This window comes from Shewanella sp. (assembly GCF_013214165.1).
In the GTDB taxonomy this organism is placed as follows: domain Bacteria; phylum Pseudomonadota; class Gammaproteobacteria; order Enterobacterales; family Shewanellaceae; genus Shewanella.
In genome coordinates this window covers 22,771-44,950 of the sequence record NZ_JABSSM010000037.1, presented here as the reverse complement: position 1 = coordinate 44,950, position 22,180 = coordinate 22,771, and the positions used below count along the sequence as shown (strand labels likewise).

Annotated in this window: 19 protein-coding genes, 5 tRNA genes and 2 pseudogenes; 12 read left to right on the top strand and 14 right to left on the bottom strand. The window is 44.7% G+C overall.

The genetic code is table 11. From position 1 onward, the window contains the following. Together HRU42_RS12360 and HRU42_RS12355 are read right to left on the bottom strand one after the other, a co-directional pair. Positions 1-166 (bottom strand): transposase family protein (locus HRU42_RS12360; protein ID WP_295031541.1); only part of this gene is annotated, 166 nt, incomplete at its 3' end. A 243-nt stretch (positions 167-409) separates the two neighbouring features. Then, entirely contained in the window at positions 410-1,111 is a 702-nt protein-coding gene (locus HRU42_RS12355; RefSeq protein WP_295031540.1) for a transposase, read from the bottom strand. 95 nt (positions 1,112-1,206) lie between these two features. On the opposite strand from HRU42_RS12355, the pseudogene HRU42_RS12350 reads away from it, so the two are divergent. The 4 genes and pseudogenes from HRU42_RS12350 to HRU42_RS12335 all read left to right on the top strand — a co-directional run. Continuing rightward, positions 1,207-1,374: pseudogene (locus HRU42_RS12350) on the top strand (IS1595 family transposase); the annotation flags it as partial. A gap of 391 nt (positions 1,375-1,765) precedes the next feature. After that, complete coding sequence (locus tag HRU42_RS12345) at positions 1,766-2,776, top strand: transglutaminase family protein (RefSeq protein WP_295031539.1); 1,011 nt, start codon at positions 1,766-1,768, stop codon at positions 2,774-2,776. 3 nt (positions 2,777-2,779) lie between these two features. Then, positions 2,780-3,466: a polymorphic toxin type 10 domain-containing protein gene (locus tag HRU42_RS12340; RefSeq protein WP_295031538.1), complete on the top strand. Its 687-nt coding sequence runs from the start codon at positions 2,780-2,782 to the stop codon at positions 3,464-3,466. A gap of 1 nt (position 3,467) precedes the next feature. Beyond that, the gene (locus HRU42_RS12335) at positions 3,468-3,755 is read left to right on the top strand and encodes a hypothetical protein (protein WP_295031536.1); all 288 of its coding nucleotides are present in this window, start codon (positions 3,468-3,470) and stop codon (positions 3,753-3,755) included. A gap of 110 nt (positions 3,756-3,865) precedes the next feature. On the opposite strand, the pseudogene HRU42_RS12330 reads toward HRU42_RS12335, so the two are convergent. From HRU42_RS12330 to hemA, 4 genes and pseudogenes are all read right to left on the bottom strand, one after another. Continuing rightward, positions 3,866-4,132 (bottom strand): annotated as a pseudogene (locus HRU42_RS12330) (group II intron reverse transcriptase/maturase); the annotation flags it as partial. Between the two features lie 1,536 nt (positions 4,133-5,668). Then, a complete protein-coding gene (gene prmC / locus HRU42_RS12325) occupies positions 5,669-6,511 on the bottom strand; it encodes a peptide chain release factor N(5)-glutamine methyltransferase (protein WP_295031535.1) in 843 nt (280 codons plus the stop codon). A gap of 58 nt (positions 6,512-6,569) precedes the next feature. Then, a complete protein-coding gene (gene prfA, locus HRU42_RS12320) occupies positions 6,570-7,655 on the bottom strand; it encodes a peptide chain release factor 1 (protein WP_295031533.1) in 1,086 nt (361 codons plus the stop codon). A 13-nt stretch (positions 7,656-7,668) separates the two neighbouring features. After that, positions 7,669-8,919, bottom strand: a complete 1,251-nt coding sequence (gene hemA, locus HRU42_RS12315; RefSeq protein WP_295031532.1) for a glutamyl-tRNA reductase — start codon at positions 8,917-8,919, stop codon at positions 7,669-7,671. Positions 8,920-9,187: 268 nt separating this feature from the next. On the opposite strand from hemA, the gene lolB reads away from it, so the two are divergent. The 3 genes from lolB to HRU42_RS12300 all read left to right on the top strand — a co-directional run bounded on the left by lolB (position 9,188) and on the right by HRU42_RS12300 (position 11,737). After that, positions 9,188-9,859: a lipoprotein insertase outer membrane protein LolB gene (gene lolB / locus HRU42_RS12310; protein WP_295031531.1), complete on the top strand. Its 672-nt coding sequence runs from the start codon at positions 9,188-9,190 to the stop codon at positions 9,857-9,859. Then, positions 9,860-10,717 carry a 4-(cytidine 5'-diphospho)-2-C-methyl-D-erythritol kinase gene (ispE, locus tag HRU42_RS12305; RefSeq protein WP_295031529.1) on the top strand — a complete coding sequence of 286 codons (858 nt, stop codon included), beginning with the start codon at positions 9,860-9,862 and terminating at the stop codon, positions 10,715-10,717. Positions 10,718-10,789: 72 nt separating this feature from the next. Beyond that, positions 10,790-11,737 carry a ribose-phosphate pyrophosphokinase gene (locus HRU42_RS12300; protein ID WP_295031528.1) on the top strand — a complete coding sequence of 316 codons (948 nt, stop codon included), beginning with the start codon at positions 10,790-10,792 and terminating at the stop codon, positions 11,735-11,737. A 965-nt stretch (positions 11,738-12,702) separates the two neighbouring features. On the opposite strand, the gene HRU42_RS12295 is transcribed toward HRU42_RS12300, so the two are convergent. The 8 genes from HRU42_RS12295 to HRU42_RS12260 form a co-directional block, all read right to left on the bottom strand. After that, a tRNA-Leu gene (locus HRU42_RS12295) sits at positions 12,703-12,787 on the bottom strand. 171 nt (positions 12,788-12,958) lie between these two features. Continuing rightward, a tRNA-Leu gene (locus HRU42_RS12290) sits at positions 12,959-13,043 on the bottom strand. A 213-nt stretch (positions 13,044-13,256) separates the two neighbouring features. Further along, a tRNA-Gln gene (locus HRU42_RS12285) sits at positions 13,257-13,331 on the bottom strand. A gap of 255 nt (positions 13,332-13,586) precedes the next feature. After that, positions 13,587-13,671, bottom strand: a tRNA-Leu gene (locus HRU42_RS12280). 221 nt (positions 13,672-13,892) lie between these two features. Further along, positions 13,893-13,969 (bottom strand) — tRNA-Met (locus HRU42_RS12275). Positions 13,970-14,284: 315 nt separating this feature from the next. Next, complete coding sequence (gene ychF, locus HRU42_RS12270) at positions 14,285-15,376, bottom strand: redox-regulated ATPase YchF (protein WP_295031527.1); 1,092 nt, start codon at positions 15,374-15,376, stop codon at positions 14,285-14,287. A 132-nt stretch (positions 15,377-15,508) separates the two neighbouring features. Further along, the gene (pth, locus tag HRU42_RS12265) at positions 15,509-16,093 is read right to left on the bottom strand and encodes an aminoacyl-tRNA hydrolase (RefSeq protein WP_295031526.1); all 585 of its coding nucleotides are present in this window, start codon (positions 16,091-16,093) and stop codon (positions 15,509-15,511) included. Positions 16,094-16,290: 197 nt separating this feature from the next. After that, positions 16,291-17,484, bottom strand: a complete 1,194-nt coding sequence (locus HRU42_RS12260) for an FAD-dependent oxidoreductase (RefSeq protein ID WP_295031524.1) — start codon at positions 17,482-17,484, stop codon at positions 16,291-16,293. Between the two features lie 215 nt (positions 17,485-17,699). On the opposite strand from HRU42_RS12260, the gene HRU42_RS12255 reads away from it, so the two are divergent. The 5 genes from HRU42_RS12255 (at position 17,700) to corC (ending at position 22,133) form a co-directional block, all read left to right on the top strand. Continuing rightward, positions 17,700-18,050, top strand: a complete 351-nt coding sequence (locus HRU42_RS12255) for a hypothetical protein (RefSeq protein WP_295031522.1) — start codon at positions 17,700-17,702, stop codon at positions 18,048-18,050. Between the two features lie 88 nt (positions 18,051-18,138). Beyond that, positions 18,139-19,563, top strand: coding sequence for a tRNA (N6-isopentenyl adenosine(37)-C2)-methylthiotransferase MiaB (gene miaB, locus HRU42_RS12250; protein ID WP_295031520.1), 1,425 nt, complete (start codon positions 18,139-18,141; stop codon positions 19,561-19,563). Positions 19,564-19,697: 134 nt separating this feature from the next. Then, a complete protein-coding gene (locus HRU42_RS12245) occupies positions 19,698-20,741 on the top strand; it encodes a PhoH family protein (protein WP_295031518.1) in 1,044 nt (347 codons plus the stop codon). After that, the gene (gene ybeY / locus HRU42_RS12240) at positions 20,731-21,207 is read left to right on the top strand and encodes an rRNA maturation RNase YbeY (protein ID WP_295031516.1); all 477 of its coding nucleotides are present in this window, start codon (positions 20,731-20,733) and stop codon (positions 21,205-21,207) included. Before HRU42_RS12245 ends, ybeY begins: the two co-directional genes overlap by 11 nt. A 50-nt stretch (positions 21,208-21,257) precedes the next feature. Continuing rightward, positions 21,258-22,133 carry a CNNM family magnesium/cobalt transport protein CorC gene (corC, locus tag HRU42_RS12235; protein ID WP_295031515.1) on the top strand — a complete coding sequence of 292 codons (876 nt, stop codon included), beginning with the start codon at positions 21,258-21,260 and terminating at the stop codon, positions 22,131-22,133. The last annotated feature ends 47 nt before the right edge of the window (positions 22,134-22,180 follow it).

Here is a 22,180-nt window from a genome sequence, read left to right as displayed (position 1 = left end):
CACGATGGCCTAGGATATACTCACGGATATCAAACCATCCCTTAGCACCAGCGATCACAGCACATAAAGAGGCAAATAAAACATCAAAAAGTGGATAGGTAACTTTGGCGCTTTGTCGTTGATCATCAATGGCGTTGAAATGCTGCTTAAACGTGTCTATATGCATGATTTACTCCCCAAAAGAGAGTATAAGATCATAACTGCATCAGATCGTCAAATCAGGCTCGTTTTTGCTCAAAAAACGTTCGCGATCTCGCCCTGAAGTGAGGGCTGAGCCTGACGAATCCCCACGAAATATTAAGAGTAAACAATAAGATAATTAAAAAAGAAGGGAACATTCACGGCATTTGGTGATCAAATCTATCGCCAAGAAAAGATAAAGGGGTCAGAGCCCATTAGCTCTTTAGGGTTACTCTGATTTGACTGGATGTCCAGGTGCTAGATGACCGAATCTTACATTTAAATGGGCTTCAATCTCGGCTCTAAACTTGTCGTTACCAAGTGGACTACTCTGTAACGAGAGTTGGTTTAAACAGTTTCTGATGGTATGGATTTGTTCTGGAGGCAAAGCTGTATTGAATAGCTCACGGTACCGACGTTGACGGATTTCTGGAGTGAGTCCAAGTGCTTGATAGATTGTGTGGGGTGTTAGACAGGTAATCTTTCTGCCTACACCATGAAATTGATAACTTGACCAAGTGTATTCACTTGGATGTTTAACCATATTGGCTCTGACTGGATTCAGCTCAATATAGCGTTGGCAAGCTAGAAAGTAGGATTCACTATCGATGAGGCAGGCTTTGTGACGGCCTTCCCAGAGAGTACCGGTACGATGATAAAGTCGATTTATGGTGCTGACATAGGTGCGGCCAACGCTTTGCATCACACATGAAATACCTTCAGTGGTTGCAGGAGTCATGAGTAGATGAACATGATTTGTCATTAATACAAAGGCGTGCAGTTTTACATTATATAGGCTTAGCGCGTCACCTAGCGCATTAATGTAGATCTTGAAGTCATCCTCTGAAAAGAAGCAGGCGGAACGATTGTTGCCTCGCTGAACAATATGGCTGGTAATACCTGGGGCATAGATACGGGGTTTTCTTGGCATATCCGCTCCTTGGATAATGTTGAATGGAAACAGCGGTAAGTATAGGTGAAATGAGTTAATTAGCTCTGACCCCTTTGTTTCGTGTAGAAGAGTCAGGTGCTATACAGCCCAAACAACTCGATTATTACTTAGATGAGTTTGTCTTTCGCTTTAATCGCCGAACTTCAAAATCACGAGGGTTGCTATTTTATAGGTTGCTTCAACAGGCTGTGGTGACTCGTCCAGTTACGTACAAAAAGATCACAGGTAAGAGTGGAGAATAATACAAAACCTCATATATGGAGCTAAGGGAATACCCCTTGTTTATATACAGGTATAACTGGGATTGAGATAATTGCTATAAAAAAGATGCATAAATCGCTGGGTTAATGCATCGATAACACGAATGTGAAAATATTAATCAAATCTTATCAATAGGTTATAATGTGGTAAAAAGCGTTATGCAGACCTCGTAAACACCCGCGCATCTTTTTTATCTGATTATTTACGTTATTATATCTGTGAGTTATTAAAATAACACATTTACAACAACCACTTAGCGGTGATAGGCTGGCAGAAAATTAATAAGCAGACAGGAACGTTATCCTGCTGCTAATCAATAAGCTGTTAGGCGCAAAGCAAAGTCTGGCACCACAATCAAATATTGGAGTGAATTTGAAGGGTTTTATCTTATTTTTGTTGTTTACTTGTCCAGTGCAGATAACTTTTGCGACTGAAAGTACAGGGAATGATGTAATAAAAATAATTGAAAGCATCTTAGCTAAACCTGATGCCAATATTGATTTGGCAAAAACAAAGCTAACTATTGATAAACTAGTTGATCCCTCAATTAATATTAATGCAGCGATGGGTAAAATAAATCAAATGGTGAAAACCCTCAAAAGGGATCTCAATCCAGACATGATGCCACTTGATAAAGCTCTTTCATTAAGTTCTTTTTTATATGAATCAGGTTACTGGAATAACTACAAACCATTTCAATACGATCTGGACGATCCTTTTGGTCAAAAATTAAATAATAAGTTAATTTCAACTTATCTTAATACGAAAAAAGGCAACTGTATTTCTATGCCAATTTTGTACGCGATATTAGCGGAAAAATTAGGGCTAGATGTTACTTTATCAACAGCGCCTTTACATGTTTTTGTTAAATTCAAAGATCCCACCTCAGGTAAATATTTTAATATAGAAACAACAGATAAAGGGCAACCTGCTTCAAATGACTTTTATCATACAAAGTCATTGATCACTGATATAGCAATTCAAAACGGTGTTTATTTACAACCACTGACCAAAAAGCAAACCGTTGCTGTTATGGCTATGGTACTAAACGGATCATTTGAAAAACAAGGCAAATGGCAACACTCAATTGACTTAGCCAAATTACTTTTAAAGGTTTACCCTAGATATGCGTATGCCATGATCAAAGTGGGTAATGGTTACTCTCGTTTACTCAATATTGAAATATCCAAAGCTAAAATTAAAGGTAGTTATACCTCAGAAGAGAAACAGCACATGGATCATTTATATCAACAAAATATTCAGTGGTTCGCTAAAGCAGAAAAGCTGGGGTGGCATCTGTCAACCCAAGAAGAAAATGATAATTACTTAAATGCCATCAAAAAACGGCAAGCACTATTAACTAAAACAACACAAGGAAAATAATAAATGCTTAAATGGAAACAAATATTACTAATATTCACACTAGGACTCTTCTTTATTACAAACCAAGCTAACGCTCGCTTTGTATCGGTTGATCCTGTCTCAGCGCAACAGCATTTAAAAAAAGGTAATGTGCAAGGCTTTAACCGTTATGCTTACGCTAATAATAACCCTTATAAATATGTAGATCCTGATGGGAGAATTGCTGAAACGGTTTGGGATGCCGCAAACGTGGCAATAGGCGTTGTATCAATGGGAAACAACATTAGTGCTGGCAATTATGGCGCTGCTACTCTTGATGCCGCAGGAGTCATTGTTGATGGTGCTGCAACTATAGTACCTTTTGTTCCCGGTGGTGCAGGAATGGCAATCAAAGTAGGTAGGGCAACCGACTCTATTGTCGCTGGAAATAAAGTTCTAAAAAATGGTGATAGTTTAAGTACAGATAAAGCTTTGGGTGCCGCTCAGGACTTTTTAGGAGGTGGTTATAAAGAAGTTGGCTCTGGCGTATTTAAATCTGCAGATGGTACAAGTATGGTTAGAATGACTGATTCTGATCTTGCTAAAACAGGTAACCATGCAGGTGCTCCCCATATGAATTTTGAAAAAGGAACGACTTCCATAAAACCTAACGGTAAAGAAACATTCAATTCTAAAACTAATGTCCATGTATATTTACCGGAAGAAAAATGATATGGAAAATAATCACAATCAGCTTGGCTGCCTAATTCAAACATTAAGAAAGATAGATTCTTCTTTTGAAAAAAATGGTATTAGTACTCATGCTTTAGCTTTAAAAAATAATGATAGTGAAATTGTTGTTACTGGTAATTTTGAAGGTTTAATTAATTTAGGGTTAAAAATACTTGAAGTCGCATCTTCTTGCTCTGATGGGGAACATGTGCATTTTGATGAACATTCATTATTTGATGAGTGCGATAAAGGATTGATAATTAGCTATAAATCAGCTGAATGGGATTAATGTCAGCAAGATGTATGCGCCTAATCGGGTAGCCGGAGGTATCTAGCCTCCAGCCCCCACACCACCCTGCATGCGGCTCCGCACAGGGCGGTTCATTTAGAGCGCCTAACCTAGACTTTCTGGTTAGGGTAATGAACTGCGATCCATCCATCTCTTAGTGAACATAAACCCGCTTTCTTAAGGTAATCATTACTCAGCGCTTGCTGTATCCCTGGTGTTTTCGAGCTTCGCCATGGCCCTTTACTTGTGATCCCACAAGCAACGGCTGATTGGATCCTGACGCCACGTCTAAGTAAATTTTGTACCTTAGTCCGTGGCTTTCGCCACTGACGCCAGTAGCACATACGTACTCGACGACGGATCCAATGGTCTAAGTCGAAATTTATCGAGCCACCCATCATAAAAATGAAGCCATTGACCACATGCCAGTGCTGACATTGTGAGTGCTAAATGGCATATAAGGCGATGATTTATTTTAATTTAAAATATCAAGATGATGAGCTGTATGCAACCGCGATAAGTGGACACCCATAAGATTTTGGCACTTTAACTTAATCGGCACTTATTGCTGATATCTAGCAATCCATTCTAGAAATATTTATCAAGCAAATATTTATCAAGCAAATATTTATCAAGCAAATATTTATCAAGCCACCCACGATAAATAGTGGGTCGTTCCTCCAAATATCAACTCTAACAGTTTAAGCGCTATAAAGCCTGTAGTCGTTTGATTTATATTAATTTAAAACATCAAGGTGATGTGCTTTATGCAACCACGATAAGTGGACACCCATAAGTTTTTTGATACTTTAAACTCCCCCAAGTTCAAAGTAGCGAATGGATGGTGCCAGCCATGATTAAGCCTTTCACACTAGCAATAACACACTCTAAAAATCGAAGAGACAACTTATCTTGTAAATCAGCAGGTGTAGATGCGGCTGCCAGCTTCCAAAAAAGGGACTTTTTGGCAGAGCTTCCATGGACGGACTGGCAGCGTCTCGTAGAAGTATCTGCACATGCCTCGCCGGCCAGGCGATAGATTGCAATGAAGGTTAAACCTTCAAACACACTCCCCAATACCCACTCAGCCAGAAGCTAACCCAAAAATGTAACCAGCCTTCATTCCAAGGCTAGTCAAAAGGGTCTGGATCCCCGCCCACAAGCATTGCGGGAAGACGAATGTTAATTGCGAGAAAAACGAGCTATAGAGCTACTATCGACAATTAGCAAAGTTAAATCCAAGAGACCCACTAGCTTACTCTTTGCTTGTAAGAACAGGTGTGGATGCGGCTGCGAGCTTCGGTTTCAGGGATGAAACCGCAGAGCTTCCATGGATGGACTTGCAGCGTCTCGCAGAAGTATCTACACATAAGCTCGCTGCAGGCGATAGATAACCATGAAGCAAAAATTATAAACACACTTCCCAATATAAACTCAGCCAGAAGCTAACCCAAAAATGTAACCAGCCTTCATTCCAAGGCTAGTAAAAAGGCTGGATTCCCGCCCACAAGCATTGCGGGAATGACGAGTATTGAATTGTTATCCAACTTAATTCCAAGCCTAGCAAGATTTGGGGCATTTCTGAGTTAGCTACCCACCAACAAAATCCAAATCGAAGAGACAAATAAACGGGTGCAGATGCGGCTGCGAGCTTCCAAAACATGGACGTTTTGGCAGAGCCCACACGGATGTGCTTGAATGATATCCTATCTAAGGGCCAGTTCGGCATCCGTGCCTCTCGTTCATAAGCGCATGTCTGCGCCATATTCACCGTCTCGCAGAAGCATCTGCACATGCCTCGCCGGCCAGGCGGTAGGTAACCATGAAGTTATGGCCTTCAAAATACTATCCAACAACAAAATAGTTAGAAGCTAAACCAGAATGTAATCAGGCTTCATTCGAAGCCCTAAGAATTACCTTGGGTATCGGCCTAAGGTACATCTGTCATTACTACCAAAATCTCGAACGGTTGCGACGTTCTCGTAGCCAAGTTCGATCATCTTTTTCCTGAGCTCTATGGCTTGTTGATAGCCATGTTCCAGCAGAAGGTAACCGCCGGGGGCTAAATAGTCTCGAGCACTCGATGCTATATGATAAAGATCGGCAAAGCCCGCTTCACCCGCAGTCAGTGCGCTCTGAGGCTCAAACCTGACATCACCTTGATCCAGATGCACATCAGTCTCATCGATATAAGGCGGATTTGAAACGATGAGATTAAAGTCATAACAGGTTACCGAATCAAACCAGTCACTCTGGATGATCTCGACCTGTTGTAGCTTGAGATGCTCTCTATTCGCTTTTGCCAGTGCCACCGCCTCAATGATCTTATCGACAGCGGTGATCTGCCACTCTTTTTTCTCATAAGCTAAGGAGAGTGCAATAGCGCCGGTTCCTGTGCCTAAATCCAACACCTGTGCATTTTCTGCCAGTGGAAGATTTAACGCGGTTTCTACGAGAATTTCTGTGTCAGGACGCGGAATAAGTGTCGTTGGATTAACCATGAACGGCAGAGACCAAAACTCTCTTTCACCAACGATGTGTGCGATGGGAGTCCCCAGCACACGACGTTGGACCATCTTGGTGTAATCGACAACCTGATCCGATGTTAGACGTTCATCGGGCCAGGTATACAAGTAACCACGCTGTTTATGAATGATGTAGAGTAACATCACCTCTGCATCAAGCTTAGGTGTATCTGAGACATCGACCAATTGGGGTGAAGCCCAATCTAGGGCTCCAGCTAGAGTCTGGTGCAAGGGATTTCCTTAGTTTGATGCTTAATCAAGCGCGTTAAGTGGAGGGAGATCTAGAGGATCACCCTTCAGACAAGGCCGCTAACAAATCGGCTTGGTTTTCTTGCATCAAGGGAACGATCAACGCATCCAATTCACCTTCCATGATCTCATTGAGACGATAGAGAGTCAGGTTGATTCGATGATCGCTGACGCGTCCCTGGGGGAAGTTATAGGTACGAATACGCTCGGATCGATCGCCACTACCAACTAAGTTGCGGCGTGTGGTCTCTTCGACGCTACGACGCTTCTCATCTTCAACCGCTTGAATACGGGCTGTGAGCACGCTCATGGCCTGTGCACGGTTCTTATGTTGTGAACGTTGATCTTGGCATTCAACCACAATACCCGATGGTATGTGAGTAAGACGGATTGCTGAATCAGTTTTGTTGACGTGCTGTCCACCGGCGCCCGATGCTCTGAAAGTATCGACTTTCAGATCGCCCTTATTTATTTCAATGGCTTCTGCTTCAGGAACTTCAGGCAAAATAACAACGGTACATGCTGAGGTATGAACACGGCCTTGTGACTCTGTTTCTGGTACGCGCTGAACTCTATGTCCGCCGGACTCGAACTTCAACTTACCGTATACACCTTCACCACTTACTTTGATGATGATCTCTTTAAAGCCGCCATGCTCTCCCTCGTTAGCATTCATTATCTCTGTCTGCCAACGATTAGATTCGAAATATCGACTGTACATGCGGTATAGATCACCGGCAAAAATAGCCGCTTCATCACCACCCGCGCCCGCACGAATTTCAACGAAGGCATTGTTATCGTCTTTCGGATCTTTAGGAAGCAGTAAGATTTGAATTTCATCTTCAAGCTTTTCAATAACAGCTTTTGTCTCTTTGAACTCTTCTTGAGCCATCTCTTTGAGCTCGGGATCATTCTCTGCCAACATCTCTTTGGCACCTTCATGATCTTCACTCGCCTGTTGAAATGCTTTAAAAGCTGCAACGACATCTTCAAGCTGCGAATATTCTTTCGAGAGTGCACGAAAGCGCGTCTGATCTGCAATAATGCCAGGATCGCTCAACAGAGCCAATACTTCTTCATTACGCTCAAGCAAGCCTTCAAGCTTGCGGATAACACTATCCTTCATTAAAACGTTAACCTTAGTTTTTATCTAATCCGAGCGCAGTTCTAAGCTGGCCAATGCTATTAAGATCGCCTTGACGGCTAGCAGCAGTCAAGGCTCGAGTTGGTGCATGGATCAATTTATTAGTTAACTTATTGGCGAGTTCGAGTAGCAGTTGTTCGCTATCTCCACCTTGGGCTAATTTTTTGATCGCTCGCTCAACTAACTCATCTTTTATCGCCATACTTTGGCTGCGATACTCACGGATGCTGTCTACCGACTCTAATGAGCGGACCCACTCCATGAAAAGATGTGACTCTTCTTCTGCAATTATCTCAGCTTGCTCGGCAGCCTCTCTTCTTGAGGCCATATTCTGTTCTATGATGCTTTGCAGGTCATCCACTGTGTAGAGGAAAGCATCGTCAAGGTCGGCCACCTCGGCTTCAATATCACGAGGAACTGCGATATCAACCAATAACATAGGCTGATGACGACGCTGCTTCAGCGCTTTTTCTACCATGCCTTTACCGAGTATCGGTAATGGACTCGCGGTAGATGATATCACGATATCGGCCTGAGGGAGAAAATCAGGGATCTGCTCGAGTGTGATCGCCGTCGCACCGAACTCCTTACACATACCTTCGGCACGTGAGAGGGTACGATTTGCCACAACCATAGAATCAACACCATTATCTTTTAAGTGCCTGGCAACCAGTTCAATTGTCTCACCGGCTCCGATCAGCAGGACTTGGGTCGCGCTCAGTGCAGAGAAGATATGCTTAGCCATGCTAACGGCGGCAAATGCCACTGACACGGCTGCGGCACCAATCTCGGTTTCAGTTCTGACCCTCTTGGCGACCGAGAAAGTATTCTGAAACATGCGGTCCATGGTGATAGCGACTGTTCCAGCCTCTCTTGCCTTAGCAAAAGATTGCTTTACCTGACCTAAGATTTGCGGTTCACCAAGGATCAGTGAATCTAATCCCGATGAGACACGCATCAAGTGCTGCACCACGGCTTGACCATGGTACTTGTATAGGCACGACTCAACCTCCTCGTGGGAAAGTTGGTGATACTCTTCCAGCCAACGCACGACCTCCGCTTCATCTGCGGTATTGGTATACAGCTCAGTGCGGTTACAGGTTGAAATTATCACAGCTTCACCGGTCTTGGTAAGCCTCGCCAGACTCTTCATGGCTTCATGAATGTTATCTGGTGAGAACGCGACCTTTTCACGCAGGTCAACCGTGGCTGTTTTGTGATTAATACCGATTGCTACAAGGCTCATCTGACTCGTTTTGATCTCTTGGCATCTCATTTATTGTCGGACATTCTACTTAATTGAATGAACTAAAAACAGAATATGCTTAACAAAACCGAATAATAATCTCAGTTCTTATCCATTTATCCAATTTAAGCTGGCTGTTTTCACTGTGAAGAATAATGATAGGCCTGTTTGATACCTAAGTGCGACAGGACATACAGCGATTTTCTCATTTAAGACTGGTATTCTTAACACGCCTTCGTATCATAGAGAGCCTCATTATCAGCCATAGATGAATAATTTGAGCTACATCACAAAAACGCCTCTCCTTTTGCTGCTCCTGAGCCTAAGTTTGCTATCGGCATGTACCACGACTCCAACGAACTTGGTCCCAATACAAGTCGATACAGTGTCTCAAGCTAAGGCTTGGGAGATGCGAGGCAAGCTTGCAGTCAAAACACCCAAGGATAGTTTCAGCACTAATTTATACTGGCTGCATACCCAGACAAAAAGTGAACTTAAACTCACCACTATGCTTGGTACAACCGTTTTGTCCTTAATCACCGAACATGGCATGACACGCTTAGAGGTCGACGGAAAAACATATGAGCACCATGATGCTCAGCAGTTGCTAACCAGGGTCACAGGCTGGTCTATCCCGGTCAACGCTTTACCGCTATGGATAACGGGCCAAGTATCGCCGGATGATGAAGTCAGCTCATTTGATAAAAAGAATAGGCCAGTAAGCTTATTTACGCCATTAGAGAGGCCTCCGTGGCGGGTCGAGTTCCTCACGTGGCAACATCAGAGTGGTGCTCAGGTCCCTAGGTTATTGCAATTGAAAAGAGGTGATCTGCGACTCAAAATACAGGTCAATGAGTGGCAAGCACTCGCTAATAGTGAGCAAGCCCCCACGACAAATCACGTTAGAAAAAACACACCAATGAATGCGAGCACACGCTAGATGACGGACACGAACTTATCACTAGGTTGGCCAGCTCCGGCAAAACTCAACCTCTTTTTACACATCAACAATCAACGTGATGATGGCTATCATGAATTACAGACTCTGTTTCAATTTGTCGACTACTGTGACTATTTAGACTTTAAAGTCACCCAATCTTCCGAGTTAACGTTACATTCGAACATGAGTAAGGTTGTCGCAGATTGCGATAACTTAATTCTCTTAGCCGCAAAATCATTGCAGAAATTTTGTAACTGCGAAAAAGGCGCCGAAATTTGGCTTGATAAACGCCTGCCTATGGGGGGAGGAATAGGGGGAGGTTCGTCCGATGCGGCCACTACTTTAGTGGCATTAAATGCACTCTGGAACACGCAATTATCTAAGACTCAACTGATGGTTATGGGCTTAGAACTTGGTGCAGATGTACCTGTTTTCATTAATGGTTTATCAGCATTTGCCGAAGGTGTCGGCGAAAAACTAGTCCCCGTTTCTCCGACAGAATATTGGTACCTAATTCTAATACCCTATGTACATGTTTCCACTGCAGCAGTGTTCCAAGATCCACAACTTACCCGCAACACTCCTAAGTTAGACTTAGACTCCTTGATGAGTGCTCCATGGAAAAATGATTGCCAAAATTTCGTCGTTAAACGTTACCCTCAAGTTGCCAACACCTTGGGCTGGCTGATAGAATATGCGCCGTCTAGAATGACTGGAACTGGAGCGTGTATTTTCGGTCAATTCGAACTAGAGCATCAAGCCTTAGAGGTCCTGGCTAAATTGCCGAAGGACATGCGAGGTTTTGTCGCTAAAGGGACAAATATATCGCCCCTAGAGTCGCATTTAACTCGACTATAGAGGCTAAACTCTGGAGTAGCGCTAATCTTACTCCAGCCACTAAAAATGAAGCATACGCCTGAGGTTCATACAGTGCCTGACATTAAACTTTTTGCTGGTAACGCAACACCTGCTCTCGCTAAGAAGATAGCCGATCGTCTATTCTGCAAACTCGGAGACGCAGCAGTAGGCGTGTTCAGCGACGGGGAAATCAGTGTCCAGATAAACGAAAATGTACGTGGTGCGGATGTCTTTATCATTCAATCTACATGTGCACCGACCAACGATAACTTGATGGAGCTTATCGTGATGGTCGACGCATTACGTCGTGCATCGGCCGGACGAATTACCGCTGTGATCCCTTACTTCGGTTACGCTCGTCAAGACCGTCGCGTACGTAGCGCTCGAGTCCCTATTACAGCGAAAGTTGTCGCAGACTTCCTATCAAGCGTAGGAGTTGACCGCGTGTTAACTTGTGATCTGCATGCTGAACAGATCCAGGGCTTCTTCGATGTTCCTGTCGATAACGTCTTTGGTAGCCCTGTGTTGCTAGAAGATATGCTATCGAAGAATCTTGATAACCCAGTCGTGGTTTCTCCGGATATCGGTGGTGTTGTTCGTGCCCGCGCTATTGCTAAACTACTGGATGACTCTGATCTCGCCATTATCGATAAGCGTCGTCCACAGGCTAACGTTGCTCAGGTAATGCACATCATAGGTGACGTTCAAGGTCGTGACTGTATCATAGTCGATGATATGATCGATACCGGTGGCACTCTTTGCAAGGCAGCCGAAGCCCTGAAAGAGCATGGTGCAAACCGTGTATTTGCTTACGCGACTCACCCTGTGTTTTCGGGTAATGCGGCTAAGAATATCGCCGAGTCTGTTATCGATGAAGTTATCGTTACCGACACCATTCCGCTAAACAAAGATATTGAGGCACTGGATAAAGTCACTCAATTGTCTATGTCTGCACTTCTGGCCGAAGCTATCCGCCGTGTGAGCAACGAAGAGTCCATCTCTGCGATGTTTAAATACTAGTCAGCATTTTGCACTGAATGCTCGGAGGCACTCTTAGGAGTGCCTTTTTTGTGCCCTCAATTTTGTCAAATATTGAAAGATAGGTATCTCTTATGAGGCTCAACTCTACTGTCTATAGCCTAGGAGATGAGGCAAGAAATTGGTGTTTTCAAGTTAGCTTAACCAAATCCACTTATACTAAACACGAAAATTCGCACTCAACGGAGCTAACAAGCTGCTGTCAGCGAAACAAGGTATCCCCCACCCCTATGTTCCAAAACCTAAATCGGGCCGCCTACCCAGGCTAAACAGAGCCTCCACACACACCAGAGCGACACTAAAACCGCAATCCTTCATATCAAAACCCACAGCCTCAAGTTTCACATCTGATCTTGATGTCTACAAACAAACGACTCAGTAAACTCCTGACATAAAAAAACCTGCCAAAAGACAGCTTGCTTGATGTTGACTTTTCGTTTTTAAGAGGTAGGACGGCAAGAGAGCCCCTTGCGGCAGGAGACAGGAAGAGAGGCTTGGACTGTGTCAGGTGACTTGTCACCCCTTGCGGCAGCAGAACCTAAATCTGGCCTATCTCCGATAAAGAATGCCACTTTATCTAAACCAGAGTAGCAAAGGTTTTTGTCTAAACCAGAGGATTCCCGTACGGCATCAGTTTACGTCCTGATTAAATCCCAAGGATTGAACCAGTAAATTCCAGACACAAAAAAGCCCGTCGTAAAGACAGGCTTTTCTGTTTCAACTGTTCGTTATATAAGAAGTGGTACGGGAAGAGAGACTCCCCCTTGTTTCAGGAGAGTTGTCACACCTTACGGCACCAGAACCTAAATCTGGCGTGTCTACCCTCTCTCTAACTAAAGAGTACCACTCCCGCACTGATTTCAATTTTACATCTTGAATAGATGGGATAGGTTAAGTATCCAGAGACGACAAACCTGTCAGAGACAGATCAATCCATCTTAAATAAATGGTACGGGAAGAGAGACTTGAACTCTCACACCTTACGGCACCAGAACCTAAATCTGGCGTGTCTACCAATTCCACCACTCCCGCACTGCATCAGTTTTACATCTTGAATAGATGGCAGGCTAGAAGATATATCTGGCGTGTCTAATATCAACACCACCACTCCCGCACTGCATCAGTTTTACATCTTAATAGGATGAGACACCTTAAATGTATCTGAGACATAAAAGCAGTTTAACCAGACCTTCATGTATAAAATGGTACGGGAAGAGAGACTTGAACTCTCACACCTTACGGCACCAGAACCTAAATCTGGCGTGTCTACCAATTCCACCACACCCGCACTGACATTTTATTTTTCATCTTATTTTACATCTTGATAAAGATGGCAATATAGAAAGTTAAATCTGGCGTGTCTAATCTCAACACTACCACTCCCTGACTGCATCAAGTTTTCATCCTGATTAAGATGTCTTGGAATTAAATCCCGCCTATTGTCTAAATATAGCACGAGTCAAATTCACCCTCTAGTTTTCATCTTGAGTAGATGTAAAAGTGGCTGGGGTACCAGGATTCGAACCTGGGGATGCCGAGATCAAAACCCGGTGCCTTACCGCTTGGCGATACCCCAAAAAATTTCTAACTAAGTTACAGACTAGCAGCCTACAACCTTTAATAAATGGTACGGGAAGAGAGACTCCACCTTGTTTCAGGAGAGTTGTCACACCTTACGGCACCAGAACCTAAATCTGGCGTGTCTACCCTATCTCTAACAAAGAGTACCACTCCCGCACTGATTTCAATTTTACATCTTGAATAGATGGGATAGGTTAAGTATCCAGAGACGACAAACCTGTCAGAGACAGATTAATCCATCTTAAATAAATGGTACGGGAAGAGAGACTTGAACTCTCACACCTTACGGCACCAGAACCTAAATCTGGCGTGTCTACCAATTCCACCACACCCGCACTGCATCAAGTTTACATCCTGATTAAGATGAAGCCCGAGAGATAAATCTGGCGTGCCTAATATCAACACCACCACTCCCGCACTGATTTCAATTTTTCATCTTGAATAGATGACAGACTGGAAGATAAATCTGGCGTGCCTAATATCAACACCACCACTCCCGCACTGCATCAAGTTTACATCTTGAATAGATGACTCGGTTTAACATCCTGAGAAAAGATGGTAGCAATAGCGGGACTTGAACCTGCGACCCCAGCATTATGAATGCTGTGCTCTAACCAGCTGAGCTATATTGCCACTATTTACCTGTCCCTCTTGGTGAGGAACGGGGCGTATTATGCTTATTCAGCGTATTGAGGTCAACCGCTTTTTTCGCTAATTGAAACTAAATCTACCGTTCGGCTATTACTTCAGCAAACTGAGCAGCAGATGCACAAATATAGCCGCTTAAACGCCATAGAGATAGCGAACAGACGCGACAGAACGCTAGCCTAAAAGCAAAAAGGCCCAATGAATACCATTGAGCCTTTATTACATCACCAACTTAAGCCATGAAATTAAGCTTCATGTCCTAAAATTAGTACAGCCATAGGGGGAAATTTCTTATGCGTCTTATACGTTAAAGAGGAAATGCATCACATCTCCATCTTTCACTATATAAGATTTTCCTTCTACCTTTAGCTTACCAGCTTCTTTCGCGCCAGCCTCACCTTTATAGGTAATGAAGTCGTCATAAGACATGACTTGAGCACGAATGAAGCCACGTTCGAAATCAGTATGGATCACGCCGGCAGCTTGTGGTGCTGTCGCACCTATTGCTACAGTCCAGGCACGAACCTCTTTAACACCTGCAGTGAAGTATGTTTGCAGTGTCAGTAGATCGTAACCGGCACGAATAACACGATCTAAACCTGGCTCTTCCAAACCAAGATCGGCCATAAACTCGTCGCGATCTTCAGGTTCCATCTCTCCGAGCTCTGATTCAATCGAGGCGCACACAGCCACGACAACCGCATTCTCTTTCGCTGCGATTTCACGAACAGTATCTAGATGCGGATTGTTTTCGAAACCATCATCGGCCACGTTAGCGATATACATGGTGGGCTTTAGCGTCAAGAAATTCAGGTAAGCCACCGCGGCTTTCTCTTCGACTGACAAGTCTAAAGAACGTAACATAGTGCCTTCGTTTAAAGGAGTAAGCATCTTCTCCAGTACAGAGACTTCAAATTTAGCCTCTTGATCGCCACCTTTAGCACGCTTTGCCTGACGATGAATGGCACGCTCACATGAATCCAGATCAGCCAAAGCGAGCTCAGTGTTGATCACTTCGATATCTTCGGCTGGTGAGATTTTATTAGCGACATGCACTATGTTCTCATCTTCGAAACAACGTACAACGTGACCGATAGCATCGGTTTCACGGATATTCGCCAGGAACTTATTGCCCAGTCCTTCACCTTTAGATGCACCCGCAACCAGACCTGCAATGTCGACAAACTCCATAGTCGTCGGCATTACACGCTCAGGATTAACAATCTGTGCTAAGGCATCGAGACGAGAATCGGGTACAGGCACGACACCAGTGTTGGGTTCGATCGTACAAAACGGAAAGTTCGACGCTTCGATGCCTGCTTTAGTTAACGCATTAAATAACGTTGATTTACCTACGTTTGGCAGGCCTACGATGCCACATTTAAAACCCATATCTTTACCTTTTATATCAATGATAAACTAACAGTTATACTGCCAGTTAAGTTCTTAAGAAGTCACCAAGCGTCACTTCAATCAATTTTTTGCTATAAACCAACCTGGCTTAAGACTTAAATAAATACACCTCTAAGCTTTAAAGGTGTGCAACCTGTTCATGGCTTTAGCCATGTCTTCAGTAAACAGTAACTCGGTGGAGCGTACAGCCTCATCGAGCACAGTTTCAATCTGAGTCTGTTCTATCTGCGGAGCCTTGCCCAGTACATAGTTACTGACTTGGTTTCTATCACCTGGATGACCTATGCCTATTCGCAAGCGATAGAAGCCTTTATCATTGCCCAGACTGGCAATGATGTCTTTTAAGCCATTATGACCACCATGCCCGCCACCCAGTTTAAACTTGGCAACTCCAGGAGGCATATCGAGTTCATCATGAGCGACTAAGATCTCATCGGCTTGGATACGAAAGAAATTCGCCATCGCACCAACGGACTTACCACTGAGATTCATGAACGTACTCGGGATCAGTAAACGAACATCTTTACCATGCAGGTTAACTCTAGCGGTTAAGCCATAATACTTGCTATCGGCGATCAGAGTCGCAGTGCATATTCTGGCGAGCTCTTGTACATACCAGGCCCCGGCATTATGCCTAGTCTGCGCATATTTTTCACCAGGATTAGCGAGTCCTACAATCAGTTTTATGTTACTCATTTAGCCCATTCTTTAATACGAGGCGCACATCCGCCGTACAATGATGCCGGCTAAACGTCACGCGCAAAATAAAAACGCGGCATTTTAACACTCAATCCACGGCGCAACAAATTATAAGCAAAAATGCTTGGTTCGAGACATTCACAAATACGCTAAACGGGTCCCAAGACCCAAGTTTAAATAGCGCTAATATCGGGTTAGAGTCCCATGGCATATTTGAGCACTTGTTTCTTAATCGGCGAGTCGATATTTGCAAGCTTAAGCGCAGCATTTCGCAATACTTTAAGTGGGAGTAAATCATTGCTGAATCCGGCATAAAATAGATCCATCGCCGACATCATCAATTGATTATCTCGGTATCGGCGATTTTGGTACTCGCTCAATGCAGCATTACTCCACCAAGCCTCTTGCTGACTCAGTTTATCCCCAATCACAGAAATCAATGCATCGACATCTTTAAAGCCAATATTGACCCCTTGCCCAGCCAGAGGATTAATGGTGTGAGCCGCATCGCCTAAAATCACCAGATTATCGGAAAAATAAGCTTGGGCATGGCGTCGGGTCAACTTAAAACTGCCCTTATTCAATACTTTAAACTGCCTGTCCAATCGCTCAGGAAAATGCATCTTTATCTGCTGAGCCAGAGCCGCATTGCTCAATGTCGATAGCTGGGCGATGCGACTGGCGTCATCGTACCAGACCAGAGATGCATTATTGCCCGGCAGCGGCAGCAAAGATCTCGGCCCTTGGGGCGTAAACTGTTGCCAGGTAACATCTTGTTGCTCTATGGCCGTCTCGATATTAATCAACATGGCCGACTGGGCATAATCCCAACCTGTTAAGCCGATACCGGCCCAAGTTCTGACCTGTGAGTTGGCCCCATCGGCACCGACTAATAACTTGGCATCGAGTCGCCGACCATCGTCTAAGGTCACACAAACCCCATCTTCGGAGCGACTAAAGCTATCAAGACTTCTAGGGCAGAGTAATTCGAGATTCTCGAATGACTCAAACTGCTCCCACAAGGCCAACTGGATCAAACGATTCTCGACAATATGCCCCAGGTGAGACACGCCGATGGCATCGGCATGAAAACATGTGATACATCCCTCTAACTCCCAGGTTTCCAGGCCTAAATATGGCGCTCGTCGCATCTGAGTCAAGCTTTCTAGTGCACCCAAACGCTCCAGCAAGGTCTCTGTCGCTAGGCTAATTGCTGAGACCCTCAAATCTATGGCCTGCTCACTAGTGTATGCCTCTGGTCTGTACGCCTCAATCACGGTAACGCTCAAGCCTAGTTGAGCTAAACCTATGGCCGTTGCGGCACCGATCATGCCTCCTCCCAGAATAACCACATCTCTTTTAGTAATTTCTGTTTGCGATTGACTCACCAAGACTCCTACACATCAAATAACCATTGCCTAATCACTCATTCTAATTTACGGGCATTAGATAGCCCATCAATCATTTCAAAATTCTTAGATGAGTATGCAAATGTTGCTATAGCCAAACTACTCACACCTGCTTACAATCCGTACGATTATCACACGAATTCCTGCCTTACACTCAATCTTGCAAATCAACCAATGGAATGAGTGAGAATACGATGAAATTTATCACAGCCTTTATACCAGCCTCTATATTCGTCATCAGCAGCCTGTTACCTACCACAGCTTGGGCAGCCCCTGCGAACGCGGCAACGAATTCCGCCACCATGGAAGTCATTACAGTAACCTATCGCTCGCCTATAGATTATGCCTTATATCAATATACGACGGAACTGTTCGCATATTTCAAGCTGCAGGTCCAGGCAGACATTTATACCCAGGCTCGGTCAAGCTCGATGCAAATGGCTGAGTCAATACACAGGCAATTTCAGGCAGACAGATCCGCTTGGAAAGCGCCAAACACGCTAATACTTGGCAAGTTCAAACCTACAGTCCGCAGTATTTTTTAATAAAAACGCCCAAAAGCTAGCCAGTGACTTGTTCAAGAGGTAAAATGTCGCGCTATTTTTCCCCTGGTTCCAAGAGTGACATAAACTGATGAGCAAGAAACTCCATATTAAAACCTGGGGCTGTCAGATGAATGAGTATGACTCATCCAAGATGGCCGACCTGATGGACGAATATAAGGGCTACACCCTGACAGACGACGCTGCAGAAGCCGATGTTTTGTTACTGAACACCTGTTCTATTCGTGAAAAGGCTCAGGAAAAAGTGTTCCATCAACTTGGGCGCTGGAAGAAGTTAAAAGATAAAAACCCGAACCTCATAATAGGTGTCGGAGGCTGCGTTGCCTCTCAGGAAGGCAAGATGATCAAGGAACGTGCCCAATGCGTCGACATCATCTTTGGCCCGCAAACCCTGCATCGTCTGCCTGAGATGGTCGATCAGGTCAAGCAAGGCGGCAAGGCGGTTATCGATATCAGTTTCCCTGAGATCGAAAAGTTCGATCGACTACCAGAGCCTAGAGCCGATGGCCCTACGGCTTTCGTTTCGATAATGGAAGGCTGTAGTAAATATTGCTCTTTCTGCGTGGTGCCATATACACGCGGCGAAGAGGTGAGTCGTCCCGTGGATGATGTCATTCTGGAAGTCGCTCAGCTGGCCGAACAAGGTGTTCGTGAAGTCAATTTACTGGGGCAGAATGTGAATGCATTTCGCGGCGCGACCCATGATGATGACATCTGTACCTTTGCCGAGCTACTGCGTTATATCGCCGCTATCGACGGTATCGACAGAGTGAGATTTACCACCAGCCATCCAATCGAATTCTCTCAAGACATCATAGATGTCTATGAAGATACCCCCGAGCTGGTTAGCTTCCTACACCTGCCGGTACAATCGGGATCAGATCATATTCTGACTCAGATGAAACGTGGTCATATGGCTATCGAATATAAGTCGATCATTCGTCGTCTGCGTAAGGCGCGTCCTGATATTCAGATCAGCTCTGACTTCATCATTGGCTTCCCGGGTGAATCTAAGCAAGATTTCGCCGACACCATGAAGTTGATTGAGGATGTCGCGTTCGATCATAGCTTTAGCTTTATCTATAGTGCACGTCCAGGCACGCCCGCAGCAGATCTACCAGACGATGTCACTCTGGCTGAGAAGAAAGAGCGCTTGGCCATCTTGCAAGAACGTATCACTCAGCAGGCGATGCGTTATAGCCGTCAAATGTTGGGCACAGTTCAGCGCATCTTGGTCGAAGGCCCTTCGGTCAAGAACCCAATGGAACTTAGGGGACGCACCGAAACCAGTCGTGTGGTTAACTTCGCGGCCGATCCTAAACACATAGGCAGCTTCGTCGATGTCGAAATCGTCGATGTCTACGCCAACTCACTGCGTGGTACCTTTGTTCGCGGTGAAGACGAAATGGATTTACGCCGCTCATTGAGGCCTTCTGATATTGTTTTGAAACATAAGAAAGACGATGAATTAGGCGTGACACAGTACACACCTTAAACATAACAAGATAAAGTTTTAAGGCGGCTTAATTGCCGCCTTTTTTATTCGTTAAATACCATTAGCATTTCTTGTTCTGTGCTCGTAAAATGAAACAATAGTGACACCTTAATTATTGCCAATTGGAGCTATTCTTGTCTAACAAGTTAACCACGCTTAACCTCTATCTTGAGCCATCCGATACCCACAGATTGGCATCATTATGTGGTCCTTTCGATGACAATATTAAGCAGCTCGAACGCCGAATTGGTGCTGAAATAACCTATAGAAATAACCATTTCCAGATTGTTGGTCAAGCGAGAAACTGTCTAACCATCAGCAATCTACTCAAGACTCTCTATGTCGAGACTCAAGCCATAAGAGGCAAGACTCAGGATCTTAAACCCGATACCGTGCACCTGGCAATACAGGAAGCCGTGGCTTTGGAGGCCGAAGTACCTAGGGATGATAAAGCGTTTTATATCAAGACTAAGCGTGGGGTGATCAAGCCGCGAAATTTGAATCAGAGTGACTATGTCGCCAACATAATGCGCCACGATATCACCTTCGGTATCGGCCCTGCCGGTACCGGTAAAACCTATCTGGCGGTTGCGGCGGCTGTGGATGCCCTGGAACGTCAAGAGGTTCGCCGTATTCTACTCACCCGTCCCGCCGTCGAGGCAGGTGAAAAGTTAGGTTTCTTACCCGGAGATCTGAGCCAGAAGGTCGATCCTTACTTACGGCCTCTCTATGACGCCCTATTCGAGATGATGGGATTCGAGAAGGTCGAACGCCTGATAGAAAAAAATATTATCGAGGTCGCTCCACTCGCCTATATGCGTGGCCGAACCCTTAATGATGCCTTCATCATCTTAGATGAGAGTCAAAATACCACCTTAGAGCAGATGAAGATGTTCTTAACCCGTATAGGATTCAACTCACGAGCGGTTATCACCGGCGACATCACGCAGATCGATCTGCCCAAGAGTCAGAAATCGGGTCTGCGCCACGCTATCGAGGTTCTTAGCAAGGTTGAGGAAATTAGTTTCAACTTCTTCCAGGCCAAAGATGTGGTTCGTCACCCCGTAGTAGCACGAATAGTCGAAGCATACGAAGACCATGAGCAGAAAGTTGAACAAGCTAAGGCAAAACGTGACAGTCAATATAAGCTTCAGGAAACGACGATAAATGAGTCTTAATCATAAACATCTCGAGTTAGATCTCGATCTGCAAATAGCCATAGATAATGATGGGCTCCCATCTCAGGAAGATTTTGAACTTTGGGTTCGCATTGCACTCAGAAATACCATGAATCAAGCCGAGTTAACCATTAGAATAGTCGACGAAGCTGAGAGTCAAACGCTCAATAGCAGCTATAGAGGAAAAGATAAGCCGACCAATGTGCTGTCTTTTCCTTTCGAGGCACCGCCCGAGATTGATATCCCTCTCTTAGGCGATCTCATTATCTGTGCCCCTGTGGTAGAACTCGAGGCCAAACAGCAAGACAAAAGCTTACAAGCTCACTGGGCCCACATGGTTGTACATGGTTGTCTGCATCTGCTAGGGTATGATCATATCCAAGATGCCGAAGCTGAAGAAATGGAGTCATTAGAGACTCAACTAATTGAAAGTTTAGGTTTTAACAATCCGTATAAGGAGCAATAATTGGTCTATTTTCCCATCATTTTGATAGGAAGCTAGTCTAGGAAAACACTATGAGTGACGATATCCCCCCGAGTACCAACGCCCAGAAGAAGGGCTGGTTTGAAAAAGTAAGTCAGTTATTTCAGGGCGAGCCCCAGAGCCGCGATGATCTTGTTGATGTCATTCACGATGCAGAGCAACGTGAGGTCATCTCTGAAGACACACGCGAAATGATCAAAGGTGTATTAGAAGTCTCAGATCTAAGAGTTCGAGACATCATGATACCCAGAGCTCAGATAGTCGCACTGCAGATCGATGACACAGTAGAAGAACTACTCTCTACGGTCATTAGCTCTGCACATTCACGTTTTCCCGTCGTCAATGAAGATAAAGATCATATCGAAGGCATCTTGCTGGCAAAAGATCTACTCAAATACGGTTTTAAAAACAACGACGAGCCTTTCACCCTCGGCCAGGTTATTCGCCCCGCCGTCGTTGTTCCCGAAAGTAAACGTGTCGATGTACTCCTCAAAGAGTTCCGTTCCCAACGTTATCATATGGCCATAGTGGTCGATGAATACGGTGGCGTATCGGGTCTGGTCACCATCGAAGATATTCTCGAAGAGATAGTGGGTGAGATCGAAGACGAGTTCGACCACGACTCAGCCGAAGATACCGAGATCCGCAAGGTGGGCAAGCAGGTCTATATGATCAAGGCTCTAACCCCGATTGAAGATTTCAATGATGAATTTAAGACTCAATTTAGTGACGAAGAATTTGATACCGTTGGCGGAATGGTCTCACATGCGTTTGGCCATCTGCCGGAACGTAATGAGAAGGTCGTCATAGATGGCATAGAGTTTAAGGTGATCAGCGCCGATACACGCCGATTACTTCAGCTAAGAGTCAAACTCCCCGATCCTAATGCCGCAGAGAAGATGGCCTAGCACCAGCGCTGTCGGCTCAAACACGGTCGTTTTATATGATGAGGCTT